Source organism: Rhizobium esperanzae (assembly GCF_002204185.1).
Classification (GTDB): Bacteria; Pseudomonadota; Alphaproteobacteria; order Rhizobiales; family Rhizobiaceae; genus Rhizobium; species Rhizobium esperanzae.
In genome coordinates, this window is sequence record NZ_MXPU01000004.1 from 226196 (window position 1) to 243323 (window position 17128).

Annotated in this window: 16 protein-coding genes; 5 read left to right on the forward strand and 11 right to left on the reverse strand. The window is 60.4% G+C overall.

All coding sequences use genetic code 11. From position 1 onward, the window contains the following. Positions 1-31 precede the first annotated feature (31 nt). Together B5E41_RS07505 and B5E41_RS07510 are read left to right on the forward strand one after the other, a co-directional pair. The gene (locus tag B5E41_RS07505) at positions 32-1393 is read left to right on the forward strand and encodes a NosD domain-containing protein (protein ID WP_088392343.1); all 1362 of its coding nucleotides are present in this window, start codon (positions 32-34) and stop codon (positions 1391-1393) included. 111 nt (positions 1394-1504) lie between these two features. Then, positions 1505-3166, forward strand: a complete 1662-nt coding sequence (locus tag B5E41_RS07510; RefSeq protein ID WP_088392345.1) for a glycoside hydrolase family protein — start codon at positions 1505-1507, stop codon at positions 3164-3166. A 72-nt stretch (positions 3167-3238) separates the two neighbouring features. Here B5E41_RS07510 and B5E41_RS07515 read toward each other — a convergent pair whose 3' ends face one another. Beyond that, a complete protein-coding gene (locus B5E41_RS07515; RefSeq protein WP_088392347.1) occupies positions 3239-3646 on the reverse strand; it encodes a carboxymuconolactone decarboxylase family protein in 408 nt (135 codons plus the stop codon). A gap of 295 nt (positions 3647-3941) precedes the next feature. Here B5E41_RS07515 and B5E41_RS07520 point away from each other — a divergent pair, with 295 nt between their 5' ends. After that, the gene (locus B5E41_RS07520) at positions 3942-4871 is read left to right on the forward strand and encodes a TauD/TfdA dioxygenase family protein (RefSeq protein WP_088392349.1); all 930 of its coding nucleotides are present in this window, start codon (positions 3942-3944) and stop codon (positions 4869-4871) included. 46 nt (positions 4872-4917) lie between these two features. On the opposite strand, the gene aspA is transcribed toward B5E41_RS07520, so the two are convergent. The 6 genes from aspA to B5E41_RS07550 all read right to left on the reverse strand — a co-directional run bounded on the left by aspA (position 4918) and on the right by B5E41_RS07550 (position 11204). Continuing rightward, positions 4918-6345 (reverse strand): aspartate ammonia-lyase, encoded by a 1428-nt coding sequence (gene aspA / locus B5E41_RS07525; RefSeq protein ID WP_088392351.1) that lies wholly within the window; start codon positions 6343-6345, stop codon positions 4918-4920. A 99-nt stretch (positions 6346-6444) separates the two neighbouring features. Next, positions 6445-7548, reverse strand: coding sequence for an asparaginase (locus tag B5E41_RS07530; protein WP_088392353.1), 1104 nt, complete (start codon positions 7546-7548; stop codon positions 6445-6447). 69 nt (positions 7549-7617) lie between these two features. Then, positions 7618-9090: an amino acid permease gene (locus B5E41_RS07535; RefSeq protein WP_176439349.1), complete on the reverse strand. Its 1473-nt coding sequence runs from the start codon at positions 9088-9090 to the stop codon at positions 7618-7620. Positions 9091-9286: 196 nt separating this feature from the next. Next, on the reverse strand, positions 9287-9985 hold the full coding sequence (locus B5E41_RS07540; protein WP_088392357.1) for a FadR/GntR family transcriptional regulator: 699 nt from the start codon (positions 9983-9985) through the stop codon (positions 9287-9289). Positions 9986-10037: 52 nt separating this feature from the next. Continuing rightward, positions 10038-10757, reverse strand: coding sequence for a FadR/GntR family transcriptional regulator (locus tag B5E41_RS07545; protein WP_088392359.1), 720 nt, complete (start codon positions 10755-10757; stop codon positions 10038-10040). Positions 10758-10988: 231 nt separating this feature from the next. Then, positions 10989-11204, reverse strand: a complete 216-nt coding sequence (locus B5E41_RS07550; protein ID WP_088392361.1) for a hypothetical protein — start codon at positions 11202-11204, stop codon at positions 10989-10991. Between the two features lie 282 nt (positions 11205-11486). On the opposite strand from B5E41_RS07550, the gene B5E41_RS32555 reads away from it, so the two are divergent. Together B5E41_RS32555 and B5E41_RS07565 are read left to right on the forward strand one after the other, a co-directional pair. After that, the gene (locus tag B5E41_RS32555; protein WP_280950611.1) at positions 11487-11609 is read left to right on the forward strand and encodes a hypothetical protein; all 123 of its coding nucleotides are present in this window, start codon (positions 11487-11489) and stop codon (positions 11607-11609) included. A 519-nt stretch (positions 11610-12128) separates the two neighbouring features. Continuing rightward, positions 12129-12437, forward strand: coding sequence for a hypothetical protein (locus B5E41_RS07565; protein WP_088392367.1), 309 nt, complete (start codon positions 12129-12131; stop codon positions 12435-12437). Positions 12438-12481: 44 nt separating this feature from the next. On the opposite strand, the gene B5E41_RS07570 is transcribed toward B5E41_RS07565, so the two are convergent. The 4 genes from B5E41_RS07570 to B5E41_RS07585 all read right to left on the reverse strand — a co-directional run bounded on the left by B5E41_RS07570 (position 12482) and on the right by B5E41_RS07585 (position 17092). Continuing rightward, entirely contained in the window at positions 12482-13303 is an 822-nt protein-coding gene (locus B5E41_RS07570; RefSeq protein ID WP_088392369.1) for a bifunctional allantoicase/(S)-ureidoglycine aminohydrolase, read from the reverse strand. Positions 13304-13358: 55 nt separating this feature from the next. Then, a complete protein-coding gene (locus B5E41_RS07575; RefSeq protein WP_088392371.1) occupies positions 13359-15215 on the reverse strand; it encodes an ABC transporter ATP-binding protein in 1857 nt (618 codons plus the stop codon). Between the two features lie 34 nt (positions 15216-15249). Beyond that, on the reverse strand, positions 15250-16446 hold the full coding sequence (locus B5E41_RS07580) for an aminotransferase class V-fold PLP-dependent enzyme (RefSeq protein ID WP_088392373.1): 1197 nt from the start codon (positions 16444-16446) through the stop codon (positions 15250-15252). Positions 16447-16579: 133 nt separating this feature from the next. After that, on the reverse strand, positions 16580-17092 hold the full coding sequence (locus B5E41_RS07585) for a RidA family protein (RefSeq protein WP_088392375.1): 513 nt from the start codon (positions 17090-17092) through the stop codon (positions 16580-16582). Between the last annotated feature and the right edge of the window lie 36 nt (positions 17093-17128).

Here is a 17128-nt window from a genome sequence, read left to right on the forward strand (position 1 = left end):
ATTAACCCTCGCTGTCCGAGGAGACATGACAATGCTCAGCGAAAATTGTTACGACGTCACCAAGTATCCACCAGGCAACCCTCGTGAGGATATTGGCGCCGTCATCAACAACATCATTGCGGATATTAAGAACAGGCAAGCGGTGGCCGATGCCAATGACGGCGGAAAACCTGGATCGGTTATCTATATACCGCCGGGCAATTATCGTCTTGTCACTCAAGTCGTTATAGACGTGAGCTATCTGAAAATCGTTGGCTCTGGGCATGGTTTTACGTCGTCGAGTATCCGCTTCAACACACCCGCAGGCGAGTTGGCCCACTGGCACGAGGTGTGGCCGGGCGGAAGTCGAATCCTTGTGGACACGTCTCCAGAGGCCGCAGACGGTGAGGCTGCCGGTGCCGCGTTTTATGTCAAGCGCAGCGGAAATCCTCGGATAAGCTCTGTGGAGTTTGCTGACTTTTGCATCGATGGCTTGCACTTCATCGATGATGGTTCGGGGCAAGACGACGCAGAAAACACATACAGGAACGGCAAAACGGGAATCTATGTAGGCAGCGCCAATGACTCATTCCGAATAACCGGGATGGGCCTTATCTACCTGGAGCATGGAGTTACTGTTCATGATGCAGATGCGCTCGCGATAGACAACAATTTCATCGCAGAGTGCGGCAACTGTATTGAACTGAAGGGTATGGGGCAGGCTTCAAGAATAGCAAATAATTTTGTCGGCGCCGGATATAGGGGACACTCAATTTACGCCGAGAATTACGCCGGCATTCTTGTATCCTCAAACAACGTATTTCCCCGAGGAGCGAGCAGTATCCATTTCTCCGGAGTGGTGCGTTCCTCCGTCACAGGAAACAGGTTCCATTCCTTTTATCCAGGGATGTTGGTTTTTGCAGCCAACTGCTGCGAGAATCTGGTCTCCTCAAATCACTTTCTGCGAGATCGCGAGCCATGGACGCCGATGCAGAAGTACGACAATGGCCTGGATGATCTGTTCGGACTTTTGCAAATTGACGGCAGCAACAATTCGCTGATCGCGAACCATATATCGGAGATAATAGACACCCGATATATTCGGCCTCCCGCAGTAAAGCCCGTCATAATTAATGTAGTTTCCGGTATCGGCAACTACATATCCAGCAACCACATTGTGGCGGCAACCGAAATATCTCAAAAGGACAAGAGCGATGCGCCAAACAGCGCCTGCTTTTCAACACAGGTGAGCGCGTTGCTTTCAACCGGGAATTCGACATCGCTAGGCGTAACGACAGTGCTGGTGCAGAAGGAATCCGTACGAAATACAGTCTTGGACTCCGGGAATGACGAACAAGTTGTGATGGACAGAACGGTAAATGCATTCAGAGGCACTCCGGTTCCTGGGCAATAGAACCCGCAGCCGCCAGGCCCCTCCCGCCGGTCGTGGGACCGCAGGTCCTCTTCCCGAGAATAACTTGGGCCAGTCTTCGGACCGGCCGTTCTTCACAGATTGCGTCTCCAAATGGCTAAAGCGACTGTCTCTTTTGCTTCGGGCGAGCGTTTGGAATTCTGGGCGGCTGGCCCTGGGGCCGTCACCATTTCACAACATGACGAGACCCTCTGGCATGTGCCCGCTTTCGAAGCTCATCCATCGTACTATTCCTACCACCACCGCGAAGCCGGCAGCGTCGTCGTTGAATGGGATCGGTCGGAAGCATTCCTTTGGGCTTACTCCTACGATCCGGCAATTGTTGCGGAGGCCGGCATAAAGCTATGGGAATTCAGCACGGATGAAATTCTAATTCGCGCAGGAAAGGAAATTGACACATGGCAGCGAAGCGATCCTCAGCGGCCTAGGATTCATTTTTCTCCTTGTCGCAACTGGATGAACGATCCCGTGGGTCTCTGCAGGATCGGCGATTGCTGGCACCTGTTTTATCAATTCCATCCATGCGGCGGCGACTGGGGGCCAATGCACTGGGGCCATGCTACCAGCCCTGACCTGATCACCTGGACACACATGCCGGTTTTTCTCCATCCGGAGCAGAACCTCTGGCGTCTCGGTGCAACCGGAGGCGCATTCTCCGGCAATGCATTTCAGGACAGGGATGGCAGCCTGATGTTCTTCTATACGGAACGCCTGCCTGCCTATGACCTTTTCAAAGGCTACCGAGAAATACAGAAGATTGCCCGGCCGGACCGGCGGATGATCAAGGCGGAAAGCATCTTGACCGTGCTTGAGCAGCGCCCCCAAGGAGTTGAGCACGATTTCCGCGATCCAAAGGTGTGGTGGGATGAAGCCTCCGGGGCTTATCGCATGGTGCTCGGCGCTTCTATTCACGGCGACCCGGCAGTCTTGCTCTATGCTTCGGAGGATCTGCTCGAGTGGAAATACCTGGGACCGCTGTACCGCGCCCCACCCTTCTTCCGCGAGCAGGGCGCCAGAGCAGTCGAATGCCCCGACTTTTTTCCCATCGACGGCAAATGGGTGCTGATCATGGGATTTGTGGGACACCTTGATCCTGACAGCGGGCGACACAACCTGCTCTATGGGCTTGTCGGAGATTTCGTCGATGATCGTTTCATTCCGCACTCCGATGCCCTGCAACTCCTCGATTTCGGCAGCGACTTTTATGCGATGCAGAGCTTCGCGACAGGTGGCAGGCAGATTGCCTTTGCGTGGCTCTTCAATTGGGAGTTCCGCAAGCCTGCCGGATCGCCGTATTCCGGCGAGTTGTCCTTACCCCGCCAGCTATCGCTGGATGCGCGCAACAGGATATGTATGAGACCCGCTGACGAAGTGGAGGAGGCCCTTACTCATGCGCCTCTGTCTTCCGCAGAGCCCGGCAGTTATGTTCTGGACGAGGCGTCGATCGATATCCGGTTGAACGGGATGCTCGACGGAACAAGGATGACCGCGACCGAAGCTGGACAATTGTCATTTTCCATCGTGGTGGAAGATCAAAGTATCTCCGTGCAGCTCCCGCAAGACGACGGATCGATTCGTTACGCCGCGGTGATTGCCGATGCGACGGATCTGAGAGTCATCCACGACAAGGGCATCCTAGAGATTTTTGCTGACGGAGGAGCCGTCTGCGGCACGCGACGCAACTATGTCAACGTCAGACCGGACAAGCTTGTTATTCTGTCAAAGGCACATGTGAGCGCTTTCAGCGGGGAGTAATCGCATCGTGCTGAAGGCGCTCTAAGGCAGTGTATGTCGATGCCGTAGCCGCGAAGTTACGCGCGTCGTTTCCTACCCCACCTCGAATTCCGGATCTGTGGGAACCTGCATGGCGAGAGCGAGATGATTTGTCTGCGCAGCAAGGCCGATGATCGTCAGGAGTTCGCCATGTTGGGCATCGGTCATGCCGCGCGCCCGGGCGGCTGCGGTGTGGGATTGAATGCAGTACTGGCAGGCATTGGCCGTCGACACGGCGATGTAGATCATCTCCCGCGTCAACGGATCGATGGCGCCTTCGACCGTCATGACAGATTTGAGCGTCTCCCATACCCGCTTGAGATTTGCGGGATCGTTTGCGAGAGCACGCCAGAAGTTGTTGATGAAATCGGTCTCGCGTGTCGCTCTGATATCATCAAACACGGCTTGCACGGCTGGAATGGCCGCAGCCTCTTGATCCGACAGAAGTTTCACTGTTGCCATCGAAAGTTCCTTTCCGGGCGCCGGTCTATGGGCTCATGCAAGTTGCGCGGCGATCCCCCGCTACGGCGGAAGATATGGAGAAACGACCGCGACCGCCAGCCTGCCCGCTAGGCCAAAGAATCGAAGCGACTGTTTCACGAAGCCGGGCAAAATTAGAAATTATTGTCTACAGTTTTTGTAGATTATACTGTCCCATGGCCCTGTCGACTTCAGCGCTGAGATTGCGAACGCCCAATGGATGGTCCTTGGGCGCATATGACCTGCCGACTTCTTCACCTATCAACAGGAGATTTCCATGAGTAATCCGGTTCTCGTCAATCAGATCATTCCCGATTCCGATGTCGTCCCGCTGACCGGCCGCGTCGGAGCCGAAATAAGAGGTGTCCGCCTTGGCGGAGAGCTTTCGGATGCAACGGTTGCAGCCATCAACCAGCTTCTCCTGAAACACAAGGTCATCTTCTTCCGCGATCAGGGACATCTCGACGATTCCGAACAGGAAGCTTTCGCACGCCGCCTTGGTGATCTCGTGCCGCATCCGACCCAGGGACCGGTCTCCGGCACGGCTTCGATCCTCAATCTCGACTCCAGCCGCGGCGGCGGCAGAGCGGACCAATGGCACACCGACGTCACCTTCGTCGATGCCTATCCGAAATTCTCAGTCCTGCGCGGCGTCGTCATCCCGGCGACCGGCGGTGACACGATCTGGTCGAACACCCATGCCGCCTATGAAAGCCTGCCGGCGCCGCTCAAATTACTGGCGGACAATCTGTGGGCCATTCACAGCAATGCCTATGACTATGCGGCCGTGCGTCCTCGCGCCACAGCCGAAGAGAAGAGGCATTTCGAGGAGGTTTTCACCTCAACGATCTACGAGACCGAGCATCCGGTCGTGCGCGTCCATCCGGAAACCGGCGAAAGATCGCTGCTGCTCGGCAACTTCGTTCAGCGCCTTGTCGGCCTGTCGAAGAGCGACTCCGTAAAACTCTGCGAGGTGTTCCAGTCCTACGTCACCGCCCCGGAAAATACCGTGCGCTGGCGCTGGCGGGCCGGAGATGTCGCGATCTGGGATAATCGCGCCACCCAACACTATGCCGTCAACGACTATGGCGACCAGCACCGGGTCGTGCGCCGCGCCACGGTTGACGGCGATGTTCCCGTCAGCATCGACGGCCGCCGCAGCATAACCCATGTCAAGGCCGCCAAGCCGCAAGCAAAGGCGGCGTGATCGCGCACGAATGAGTGCCGCCCGGAAGCAAAATGCGCCATATGCCTTACGAGAAGGAAAGCTTCTCGCTCGGCCGGGTCAGTGTTTCCGGGCGCAGCACCGCATCGAGATGCTCCTTCTGCATCAGGCCGCGTTCAAGGAGGATTTCGTAGACCCCCCGTCCCGAATGATGCGCTTCGAGCGCAACCTCGGTGGCGTTGCGGTAGCCGATATAGGGGTTGAGCGCCGTGACGATGCCGATCGATTGTTCGACTGTCTGCCGCAGCCTTTCGCGGTTGGCGGTAATGCCTCGAATGCAATTCGCCTCGAGCGTCAGGCAGGCATTGGTCAGGTGGCTGAGACTCCGATAGAGGCTGTAGAAGATCACCGGCTCGAAGGCGTTCAGCTGAAGCTGGCCGGCCTCGGCAGCCATGGTGATCGTCACGTCGTTGCCGATCACTTCGAAGGCGACCTGGTTGACGACCTCGGGGATAACAGGATTGACCTTGCCCGGCATGATCGAGGATCCGGCCTGGCGCGCCGGCAGATTGATCTCGTTGAAGCCGGCGCGCGGCCCCGACGACAGCAGCCGCAGATCGTTGCAGGTTTTGGAGAGCTTGACCGCCACGCGCTTGAGAACGCCCGAAAGCTGCACGAAGGAGCCGCAATCCTGCGTCGCCTCCACCAGATCAGGTGAGGTCACCAGATCGACTCCGACGATTTCGGACAGGCGCTCGCGCACCAGCGCCGCATAGCGAGGATGGGCGGTGATGCCGGTGCCGATTGCGGTGGCGCCGAGATTGATCTCGCGGATCAACGACACCGCTTCCAAGAGGCGCGCCTCGTCCTCCGCCAGCATCAGCGCATAGGTTCCGAACTCCTGGCCGAGCGTCATCGGCACGGCGTCCTGCAACTGGGTGCGGCCCATCTTGAGGACGTCGGCGAACTCGACCGCCTTGGCCTCGAACGCCCGGCGCAGGATCGCCATGGCGTCGACGAGACGATGAACGCCGATCCATGCGGCAAGCTTCAGCGCCGTCGGATAGACGTCGTTGGTGGATTGCGAGAGATTGACGTGCTCGTTCGGATGCAGGTGCTGGTACTCGCCGCGGCGATGGCCCAGGATTTCCAGCGCCCTGTTGGCAATCACCTCGTTGGCGTTCATGTTGGTCGAGGTTCCCGCCCCGCCCTGGATCAGATCGACGACGAAATGGTCGTGCAGCGCCCCGTCGCGGATCTCGATGCAAGCCGCGATGATCGCGTCGGCCCGCTCCTGATCCAGAAGGCCGAGGCTAGCATTGGCCTGAGCCGCCGCCTGCTTGATCGCCGCCAGGGATGCGATCAGATCCGCCGATTCCTTCAGGGTCTGACCGGTAATCGGAAAATTCTCGACCGCGCGCAGCGTATGCACGCCGTAATAGGCCGAAGCCGGCACGTCGCGGTCGCCGATCAGGTCGTGCTCAACGCGGATAGTCGTCATATCGGATGTCGTCATGGCAGGAACTTTCGAGTGGGGCGCTATCGGATGTATTGTGACGGCAGGCTGAAGAAGAGAATGGCTGGAGACGCGGCAGAATAACCGCGTCCGCAGGCGTCACGGTGCCACGGCGGCAGGACGAGGCTCGTCCCCGTCCGGCTTCAATCCGCGCAGCTCGAACGGAAAAGACACCCCGCCTGTCGTAACACCCATGGTGTTCACGCGCTGGGGATGCTGGAACAGCGCGAGCTGGCGTCGGATCTCAGGCGACCCGATACCGAGCCGCTCGAGGAGCTCCGTTACGACGGCGTAAAGGATTTCAAGATTGCCGTCCTCGATCTTGACGGAGATGCCGAGCGCACCGTCCGTTCCCAATCGCCGGGTTGCGTCCGAGGCCCGCACGCCGATCGCATAGCTGGCATCGGCCCCGAGCTTGCCGATGAGGGCGCCGTCGAATGCGCGCATCAGCACCGTGCAGTAACGCCCCTCGCCCGCGACCATTGCAGGATGACGGGCCATTGCCTGGAAGATGTGGGCGAGCGCCGCGCCACGTGCCGACTGCCCCTCACCCGCATTGCTCGCATCTGCTGCCGAGGCAAGCTTGGCATAGATGCGGGCCAGGCGATCCAGGGGAAAAGCGGGGGTCGGGAGATTGCATCCGTCGATCCCCCATTCGACGTCCCCGATATCCAAATCGCAGAGTTCGGCGACGGTGCGCTTGACCCTCCATTGCATCGGATGATCCGGCAGGTGGTAGCCATCCGTGCCGGCTCCGATCGCCCGGGCGCCAGCAAGCATGCCGACGTGCTTGCCCGAACAATTGCTGCAAACCGCAGTCGGGACAAAGTCCTGCTTGATCCAGGAGCGGTTCACCATTTCGGACAGGGAAGGATGACCGTTGCAGCGAAGATCAGCCTCCTCGGCCTTGATCTTCGACAGCATGGCCCGCGTTCGCGCGATATGCCGATCTTCGCTGCTGTGAGACGCGCACATCAGCGCAATATCCGCATCATCGAAGCCGTAACCCGCGACACCCTCCGTCTCCAGTATGGCGAGCGCCTGCGCCGGCTTGGCCGCAGACCGGGCGAGCGTCATACGCGTCGGATTTCCCAGCGCGTAGAGCAGCCTGCCCTTCGCATCGACGACGGCCGCGTGGACGCGATGGCTGTTCTCGACGATCCCGCCACGATCGGTGACGACGAAATCCTCACTCGGGGTCATTTCTCTCTCCATTCATGCCGCGCTCCGGCGGCATAAGCCGCCGGAGCAAGCTCGGGTTACCGGGCAGTGTCAGGCCAGATCGAAACCGCCGCGCTCATCGCCCTGTTCGGCGGCTATCATGTGGATGCGCTCACGCATCAGTAGCCAGCCGACCACCAGCGCCGGAATGATCAGCAGCAGGGAGGCGACCGTATAGGTGCCGACCGGATAATCGAGAGCCATCAGGATCACGACGACGGCAAGGAAGCCCAACGTCAGCAGACCGGTATAAGGCGCGCCGAACATCCGGAATTCAGGTCGCGCCAGCTTGCCCTGCCGCGACAGCTGCCACAGCTTGAGCTGGCACAGGACGATAACGCCCCATGCCGCGATGATGCCGAGGGCGGCGACATTCAGGCCGATCTCGAAGGCTTCCGCCGGAACGACGGCGTTCAGCACGACGCCGAACGCGGTCACGACAGCCGTCACCGCAATGCCGCCATATGGCACGCCCGACCGGTTCATCTTCGCCAGCGCCGCCGGCGCCGAGCCGGAAACGGCCATGGAATGCAGGATGCGGCCCGTCGAATAGAGGCCCGCGTTGAGCGACGATAGGACGGCGGTCAGCACGACGAGGTTCATGACGACATCGGCGCCCTGGATGCCGATCTTACCGAAGAAGGTGACGAACGGGCTCTCGCCGCCCTTATAGGCGGTGTAGGGCAGCAGCAGCGACAGCAGCAGGACCGAGCCGACATAGAAGACGACCAGGCGCAGGACGACCGTGCGGATCGCGCGGGGCATGACCTTGCGCGCATTTTCGGTTTCACCGGCGGCGGTGCCGATCAGCTCGATCGAGGCATAGGCGAAAACCACGCCCTGTATCACCACCAGGGCCGGCAGGACGCTGTTCGGGAACATCCCGCCGAAATCGGTGATCGTGTTCACGCCCGGAACATGGCCGTCGATTGGCGTGCCGGTGACGACAAAGTAGACGCCGACGACCAGGAAGATGAGGAGGGCGAGAACCTTGACGAGGCTGAACCAGAATTCCAGTTCGCCGAAGACCTTCACCGACAGGAGGTTCATCGAGAGGACGAGGACCAGCGCCGCGAAGGCGAACACCCACTGGTCGATCATGGCGATCCACGGGACATAAGCCTTGAAGAAATTCATGTAGAGGGCGACCGCGGTGACGTCGGCGACCGCCGTCATCGCCCAGGTCAGCCAATACATCCAGCCGACTGCGAAGGCGAGCTTTTCGCCGTAAAATTCCCGGGCATAGGAGACGAACGAGCCCGAGGTCGGGCGATGGACGATCAGTTCGCCGAGGGCTCTCAGAACGAGGAAAGCGAAAAAGCCGCACAAGGCATAGACCAACACAAGTGCCGGACCGGCAGCGGCAAGCCGGCCGCCGGCGCCGAGAAACAGCCCCGTGCCGATGGCGCCGCCAATGGCGATCATCTGGATCTGCCGCGGCTTCAGCGCCTTTTTGTAACCGAGGTCCTCCTCGGCAAAAACCTGACCTTCGGCCTCGCTTCTGTTGGATTCCATCACAGTCATTTCTCCTCCCTATCCATGGGTTCGGCAACCTCCCGGCCGCCCCTCCGCGCAGATGCCCTAAAACATGTTAATCTGCTATGCGGTCTGACAGGATTGGCGATTAATGGAAAACGACCCTGCAGTCAAGGATTTTCACTCTGCTATTTTGTGTATGCGTAACTGGCGCCCTGTGGAAAGGCAGTCTTTGGCGGCTGGATTACATCGAGCCGATGATGCGGCTGACCGCCGCCTCGACCTTCTTCAGATGAATTTCCATAGCCGCCTGGGCCTCGGCCTCCGCCCCTTTGCGGATGGCTTCGACGATGGCGCGATGCTCTTCATTCGATTCCTCGCGCCTCGGCCCCAAGGCGGTGAGCAGCCCGGATTGCTGCGCCATCGCCTCGCGGACGTCATCGACGATGTCTCGGAAGACGGCATTCTTCGACGCCTCGGCGATCAGCCCGTGAAAATCCGAATCCAGCCGCACCCAGGCCTCGGTATCTTCTTCCCCCTCCATCCGGTCGCAAAGCGCCAGCAGCCGGGACAGCTCATCATCGCTCCGGCGCAGTGCCGCCCAGCCGGCAGCGGAGACCTCGACGAAGGGGCGCGCCTCCATCAGATCACGCGCCGAATAATTGCCGTAGCGGATATCTCCGTCGCCTGCGGCGAGCACATAGGTCCCGCTCCCCGTCCGCGTCTCCGTCAGCCCCAAAATCTGCAGCGAGCGCAGAGCTTCCCGCACGATCGGACGGCTGACACCGTATTTTGCCGCAAGTTTGGCTTCCGACGGCAGCTTGGAACCGGCGGCAAAGCGGCCGGACAGAATGAGATTGCGCAACTCCTCGAACACCAGTTCCGAGGCGCTTTTTCGACTGAGGATCGCGGAGTCGGAAAGCCAGCTTTCTAGATCGTTCATCGCTTTGCATTCGATCGGCAGCGACCCGGATATTCGGGCGCGAAATTGGAAATCATATCGTCGGCGGCGCGCTCTCTTCACCGGCAATGCCGATGATGGAGCGCTTGACCTCGAGCAGGTGCTCCGCCATGGCGGCGCGCGCATCCCGCTGGCTGCCTGCGACGATGGCCTTCAAAATTCGGCGATGCTCGGCGTTGGAGGCCTTGCGCCGTCCGCGAACGTGCTCCACCAGTTCCGATTGCGTCGAAAGAGCGCCGCGAACATCGCCGACGACTTTTCTGAAGATCGCATTGCCCGAGGCCTCTGCGATTTCTCCGTGAAATTCCGCGTCCATCGCCACCCATTTCTGAACATCTTCCTCATCATCCATGCGATCACACAAGGATGCCAGCGAGGCCAGCTGTTCGTTCGAGCGACGCAATGCCGCCCAACCGGCAGCCGGTATCTCGATGCATGGGCGCGCTTCCATCAGATCGCGGGCGGAATATGCCCCCCCGCCGAGTTGTCGCGCGGGGCTCTCCGAAACGACGAAAGTGCCCCGGCCAGTCCTGGTCTGCGTGAACCCCAGCGTCTGCAGCGAGCGGAGCGCTTCACGCACGATAGCCCGGCTGATGCCGTAACGTTGGGCGAGTTGCACCTCAGAGGGAAGACGGATCCCGAGAGCAAGTTTCCGCTCGACAATGGCCGTGCGAATGTCTTCGAAGACCGCTTCAGCAGCGTTTCTCCGGCTGATTTCTTTCTTCTCCGACAGCCATGATTCCATATCCCGCATCGAAGGACGATGCGGGCAATCGCGAGAGCTGTCAAGCAACCGGACAGGTGGGGGAAACGGGCTGTCGGGCACGTCGGCCTGGTACGCGAAGCTGCGTTAAACGTCTGTGCAGAGCAGATAGCAAGACGGGCCGGGCCGCCCGCGTAGAAGGCTATGGTGTTCATCGAGACGGCGCCTGCGTCGCATTCGTCACTGCCGAGAGATCAACGCTCCCCGCGTGCGCCGGCTGGCTCAGCGGTCCAACCGGATCGATGCCTCAATCAGATCCTGATGGAAGCAATGGTTGCGCAAATCCTCTGTCAGCGTGACCAGCCTTTCGTGCGCCAGCCCGGCGGGCTCGCCTCGCGTCAGCATTCCCTCGATCAGGCTCTGCTGCGCGCAAATCATCTGCCGGTCGACAATCACTTGCCGGCGCGCAAGTTCCAGGTCCTTCGGAGAATAGGTCATGAGAGACTATATCACACAGACGGCGATTGTGGGATTGATTTCGGGCCGCCCGGTACTGTCGCGGCCGCCAGGCGGTTGTCGCTGAACGTAAGAAAGAGCCCACGCCTCTCCCCGGCGACCGACTGGCTCGGAGACGGAATTATGTGGGCACCGCGCATAGCATTTCGTCCCGTTGCCTTGGATAAAGCGCAATCAAGGCGCATGTTCACATATCGGCAGCCAATGAAACGGGCGCTGCCGATCAAGGGGTGGCGCCCTTCGCCCCAATCTAAGGAGGACAAGATGTCTTCCACCATCAAGCGCTCTTCCCATATCGCGGCTTACGGCGACTTCCTATTCAGGGCTTCCGTCGTGGTGAGCTTCGCCGTCATCATTGGATTCATTTTGAGAGGATGGTTATGGTAGTAATCATCACAGCGGGAACTGCTGCGAGATCCGGCGAGCATTGGCGGCTGCGATCCATCCTGAAGCGGGCGGACTACGCGACCTCAGATCTCGTTGCTTCGGAAAGTGGCAACCATCACGAAGAAGTGATGATGATACGGCGCATCAAGGAGGCGACGATCGCAGCGCCCGCCTACCCCTCTTCGAGACGGCGGAAGCTAGGCGCCGATCCTAAGGCTTTGGCATCTTGGGAAAACGAAGGAGGTGCAACGCGTGCCGTGGACCCCTCTGCGATCAAGAGAGATTGAACAGACACGCCTGGAGCGTGAGAGCCCGCATCAATCTTGTTCGCCAGGACGCAGTCGAGAGCGCGGTTGTCACATTCGAACGCACAAGCCTGACCGCCTCCTGCTCATTCCCGAATATTTAGTTTGCCAGCCACGTTGATTAGGCGCACGATGGGTCTTCAGTAGCTGTTTCTCCGGGCGCTACTGCGTGGAGGTCGATTGTTGCCTTCGCCCCAAATTGAAGGAGGACAGCATGTCTTCCAAACCCAATATTTCTGTGCGGACGTCTGACTTGGCTGTGCTGCAAGGTGTCCTCGACGACGCAGGATACGATGCCACAAGTAGCCTCGCAAATCCGAAATATTACAACATCGCCGTCAGACTGCTGTTCAAGCTTTATCGCGATGGAATGACCTCACCCGCCGCCCTTTCGATCGAACTCAGCCGGCACTTTGGAAAAACACCACTGCCCTCGAAATCATCCGCGGAGTTCGAAATAAATCGCAAACGGATACAGGGGATTCGTTCAGCCGTTATGGTCAAGTCGCCTACCGGCGCCTGAACAGACACTTGTTAAGCTGCTTCTCTGCGCGAACCGCACCGACGCTACCAGAGCTTCATGTGCCGGTTGACATCCTTGTAGAGCAGGTAGCGGAAGCGGCCGGGGCCGCCGGCGTAGCAGGCCTGCGGGCAGAAGGCGCGCAGCCACATGAAGTCGCCGGCCTCGACCTCGACCCAATCCTGGTTCAGGCGATAGACCGCCTTGCCCTCCAGCACATAGAGACCATGCTCCATGACATGGGTTTCCATGAAAGGGATCACCGCACCCGGCTCCAGCGTCACGATATTGACGTGCATGTCATAGCGCACATCGGCCGGATCGATGAAGCGGGTCGTGCCCCAGCGGCCGTCGGTGTCGGGCATGGCGCGGATCGGATGGTCGTCCTCATGCGTGACGATCGCCGGCGGCGGCTCCAGTCCCTCGACTTCCTGAAACGCCTTTCGGACCCAGTGGAAGATGGCAGGAGCCGAACCATCGTTTCTGAGGCGCCAGGCCGAACCCGCCGGAATGTAAACAAAGGAGCCGGCGCGCAGCGCATGGCTGATGCCTTCGAGCTCGACCGTCATGCCGCCTTCGACGACAAACAGCACCGCTTCGGCCCGCTTATCGGGTTCCGGCCGATCGCTTCCGCCGCCCGGCTGAACTTCCATGACATATTGCGAGAAGGTTTCGGAGAAGCCGGAAAGCGGACGGGAGAGAACCCATGCCCGCGTTCCCTCCCAATGCGGCAGGAGGCTGGTGACGATATCGCTCATGACGCCGCGCGGGATGACCGCGTAAGCCGTGGTGAAAACCGCCCGGCCGGAAAGCAGCTGGGTCTGCGGCGGCAAACCGCCGAGCTTTGAAAAATACTCTGTCTTGTCCATTGATGCGGCTTTCCAAGCATTTGTCTCTGCATCTGCTTTATGCGCCGCTGGCCCGTTAGGCAACTCCCAGCCCGGAGGAGCGATCGGCCATCACCAGATGGCCCGGCCCGACCTCGCGATAGGAGGCTTTCGGAGGGGCATAGTCGATCGGGCGCATAGGGCTCTTGATCTCGTCGTTCGCCACCATGCGCTTTTCGTGGCGGCGGTCGGGATCAGGCACCGGCACGGCGGCGATGAGTTTCTTCGTATAAGGGTGCTGCGGATTTTCGAAGACGGCGGCGCGCGGCCCGATCTCGACGATCTCGCCGAGATACATCACCGCCACGCGGTGGCTGACACGCTCGACCACCGCCATGTCATGGGAGATGAACAGGAAGGCGAGGTTGAGACTCTGCTGCAGGTCGAGCATCAGATTGATGACCTGCGCCTTGATCGAAACATCGAGCGCCGACACGCTTTCATCGGCAACGATGACCTTCGGCTGCAGGGCGAGCGCCCGGGCGATGCAGATGCGCTGGCGCTGGCCGCCGGAAAATTCATGCGGGTAGCGCGCCGCCATATCCGGGGAGAGGCCAACCTTCCCCAAGAGATCGGCGACGACATCCTTTGCCTGTTTCGCATTGCCCATCCTGTGTTCGAGATAGGGCTCGGCGATCGCCGCACCCACCGTCATGCGCGGGTTGAGGCTGGCGAAGGGATCCTGGAAAATCATCTGCACGGATTTGCGCATTTCGCGCAGCTCCTTCCTGTCGAGGCCGAGCACCTCCCTGCCCTCGACGAGCACCGAACCGGCCTGCGGCTCGATCAGGCGCATGATCGCCCGCCCTGTCGTCGATTTGCCGCAGCCGGATTCACCGACGAGCGACAACGTCTCGCCGGCATGGAGATCGAAAGAGACGTTTTCGACCGCGTGCACGCGGCTCGCTAGCCGGCCGAACAGGCCGGAATGGATGTCGAAGCGCTTGGTGAGGTTCTTCACCTGCAGGACGGGCGTCACTGCCACCGTATCAACTGCCTCGGCGGGGACGTCCGATTCGCCCGTCGCCGTGTTGACCACGGGAAAACGCAGCGGCCTCTGCCGGCCCTGCATCGAGCCGAGCACCGGCACGGCCGACAGCAGCGCCCTTGTGTAGGGATGTCTGCCGCGGTGGAAGATATCGGCGGTGGCGCCGCTTTCGACATGTTCGCCGCGATACATCACAACCGTCCTATCGGCGATCTCGGCGACGACGCCCATGTCGTGGGTGATGAAGAGAACCGAGGTTCCCTCCTCCTCCTGCAGCATCTTGATGAGATCGAGGATCTGCCCCTGGATCGTCACGTCGAGTGCCGTCGTCGGCTCGTCGGCGATCAGCAGTTTCGGCCGGCTGGCGAGCGCCATGGCAATCATCACCCGCTGGCGCATGCCGCCGGAAAAGCGATGCGGATATTCGTCGAAGCGCGAAGCGGCCGAGGGGATGCGGACCTTCTCCAGGAGCCTGATCGTTTCGGCCCTGGCCTCGGCCCGGCTCATATCGGAATGGCAGAGCAGCGCTTCGGAGATCTGATCACCGATGGTGAAGAGCGGATTGAGCGAGGTCATCGGCTCCTGGAAGATCATCGCCACCTCATTGCCGCGCACCTGCCGCATGGCATGCTCCGGCAGGGCGAGCAGATCGCGGCCGCCGAGCATGACGCGGCCTTCGATGCGGCTCGTCTCCACCTGCAACAGCCGCATGATCGACAGCGACGTGACGCTCTTGCCCGAGCCGGATTCGCCGACGATCGCCACGGTCTCTCCGGGCGCGACGGCAAAGGAGACGTCGCGCACGACCGGTTTCCAGGCGCCGTCGACCAGGAAGGACGTGGTCAGCCCGTCGACGGAAAGAACGGGGTTCGATGTCTCGATCGGCTGGGCTTGGGCGTTGGCCATGTCGGCTCCTCTTGCGGCGGATGAGAACGGCGGATCAATCCGGCCAGCGCAGCAATCCGTCGAAGCGGTGCCTGCTGCGGTTTTCGATCGGGGTTGCGATGATCTCGTTGGAGGCGCGCGCCTTGTCGAGCTCCCCAGCGAGACGGTTTGCGACGATCACCTCCTGGCCCGGATGCAGGTTGCACGGATCGAGATAGAAATAGCGATGCTCCACTTCGTGGTCGCGCACGATGATCGGCGGATTGCCCCTCGCCAGCGCATCGGCCAGATCCCAGGCGGTGATGTGGGCCTCCTCCGCATCGACGATCAGGCGCAGCCGGTCGAGCGGGTTGTTGGTCGGGTCGGGCTCGATCAGCGCAGTGACACCGGGACGGCCGTCGAGGGTGTTCTTCCAGAGATTGAGATAGCCGGTCTCGCGTTCGCGGATGCCGGCATGGTCGCGGCTTTCCCAGGCTTCCAGCGCCGCCATGACCCCGAAAATGCTTTCCTTGCCGACCTTCATGCCGCGGCCGATGCCCATATTCTGCAGGAAGGCATGGCGCACCAGCTCCTTGCTGCCGGCAACGATGCCCGAGGTCGGGCCGCCGAGAAATTTGTGGCCGGAGTAAAGCGCGATATCGGCCCCCTGCTCCAGGAAAATCCTGAGGTCGTATTCCGAGGCCGCGTCGACGATGACGGGCACGCCCCTGGCATGGGCGATCTCGACGAATTCCTTGAGGTTCAGCAGACCGTAATCGACGACATGATGGGAGACGACATAGACGGCAGCCGCGGTCTTGTCGGTGATGGCGTTTTCCATATGGAAGCGATGAGTCGAAGTCGCCTGTCCCACAAGCACGACCTTGCCGCCGGCAAGTCGGATCGCCTGGTCGACGGGCGCACCGTAGCTCACGACATGGCCCATCTGCACCAGCACTTCGTTCTTCTCGGACACAGCATCCGGCAGTTTTTCGATCGCAAGCAGGTTATCGCCGGTGATGGCTCCGGCGACGGCGAGCGAAATGCCGGCCGAGCAGGAGGCGGTGACGAAGCCCGCCTCGCCACCGGTCAGCCGGGCGATGACGCTGCTCGCCTTGCGCTGCAGATCGTTGATCTCGACGAAGTGCGGCAGGATCGACGCCATCGCGGCAATCGCCTCGGGAACGACGATCGAGGCGCCAAGGCTGGTCATCGTGCCGGAGACATTGATGACCGGGCGAAGGCCGAGCGAAGGTCTGATATCATCGGTCATGAAGATCTCCGGAAGTCTGGGGCGAAGGGCGAAACATGGCGCGGTCATCCGGCAGTGTCGAGCCGCCGGAGAATGGCCGCGGGTTAAAATAGAAAAAGCTCATCCGAAGACCACTCCAAAGATGAAAACATCGTCAGCCATGCAAGGCGACGATCGCCTCGATCTCGACGGTGATGTTGCCGGGCAGCGAGCCGAAGCCGACAGCCGAGCGGGCATGTTCGCCGGCCGCTCCGAAGACGGCGATCAACAGATCCGAGCAGCCGTTGATGACGCTGGGATGATCCTCGAACTCCGGCACGGCATTGACCATGCCGAGCAGCTTGACCACCCGCCTGACGCGCGAGAGATCGCCGAGCGCATCATGCATGACGGCAAGCAGGTTGATGCCGGTCAGCCGCGCATGCCGATAGGCCTCCTCGACACCGATGTTTGCGCCGACCTTGCCAGCATGCAGGAAGCCGTCAGCCTCGCGCGGACCCTGGCCGGAGAGGTAGAGCATATTGCCTTCCACCACATGCGTCACGAAATTGGCGATCGGCGGCGGCGGCGGTGGCAGTTTGATGCCGAGGGCGGCTAACCGTTGGTAAGGCGAGTTCTCGACCTTGCCGGCGGCGTTTGGAAACTGATTCACGCAAACTCCTGTCATGCGAATTTTGGATGGCGAATTTGGATTTGGATTAGC

Bases quoted from the DNA above. Each gene is read 5' to 3' on its own strand.
- B5E41_RS32555 (WP_280950611.1), top strand. From the start codon at position 11,487: ATGTCTTCCACCATCAAGCGCTCTTCCCATATCGCGGCTTACGGCGAC.
- B5E41_RS07585 (WP_088392375.1), bottom strand. From the start codon at position 17,092: ATGACAGGAGTTTGCGTGAATCAGTTTCCAAACGCCGCCGGCAAGGTC.
- B5E41_RS07545 (WP_088392359.1), bottom strand. From the start codon at position 10,757: ATGCGGGATATGGAATCATGGCTGTCGGAGAAGAAAGAAATCAGCCGG.
- B5E41_RS07570 (WP_088392369.1), bottom strand. From the start codon at position 13,303: ATGGACAAGACAGAGTATTTTTCAAAGCTCGGCGGTTTGCCGCCGCAG.
- B5E41_RS07510 (WP_088392345.1), top strand. From the start codon at position 1,505: ATGGCTAAAGCGACTGTCTCTTTTGCTTCGGGCGAGCGTTTGGAATTC.
- B5E41_RS07535 (WP_176439349.1), bottom strand. From the start codon at position 9,090: ATGACTGTGATGGAATCCAACAGAAGCGAGGCCGAAGGTCAGGTTTTT.
- B5E41_RS07505 (WP_088392343.1), top strand. From the start codon at position 32: ATGCTCAGCGAAAATTGTTACGACGTCACCAAGTATCCACCAGGCAAC.
- B5E41_RS07530 (WP_088392353.1), bottom strand. From the start codon at position 7,548: ATGACCCCGAGTGAGGATTTCGTCGTCACCGATCGTGGCGGGATCGTC.
- B5E41_RS07580 (WP_088392373.1), bottom strand. From the start codon at position 16,446: ATGACCGATGATATCAGACCTTCGCTCGGCCTTCGCCCGGTCATCAAT.
- B5E41_RS07550 (WP_088392361.1), bottom strand. From the start codon at position 11,204: ATGACCTATTCTCCGAAGGACCTGGAACTTGCGCGCCGGCAAGTGATT.
- B5E41_RS07515 (WP_088392347.1), bottom strand. From the start codon at position 3,646: ATGGCAACAGTGAAACTTCTGTCGGATCAAGAGGCTGCGGCCATTCCA.
- B5E41_RS07575 (WP_088392371.1), bottom strand. From the start codon at position 15,215: ATGGCCAACGCCCAAGCCCAGCCGATCGAGACATCGAACCCCGTTCTT.
- B5E41_RS07540 (WP_088392357.1), bottom strand. From the start codon at position 9,985: ATGAACGATCTAGAAAGCTGGCTTTCCGACTCCGCGATCCTCAGTCGA.
- B5E41_RS07565 (WP_088392367.1), top strand. From the start codon at position 12,129: ATGTCTTCCAAACCCAATATTTCTGTGCGGACGTCTGACTTGGCTGTG.
- aspA (WP_088392351.1), bottom strand. From the start codon at position 6,345: ATGACGACATCCGATATGACGACTATCCGCGTTGAGCACGACCTGATC.
- B5E41_RS07520 (WP_088392349.1), top strand. From the start codon at position 3,942: ATGAGTAATCCGGTTCTCGTCAATCAGATCATTCCCGATTCCGATGTC.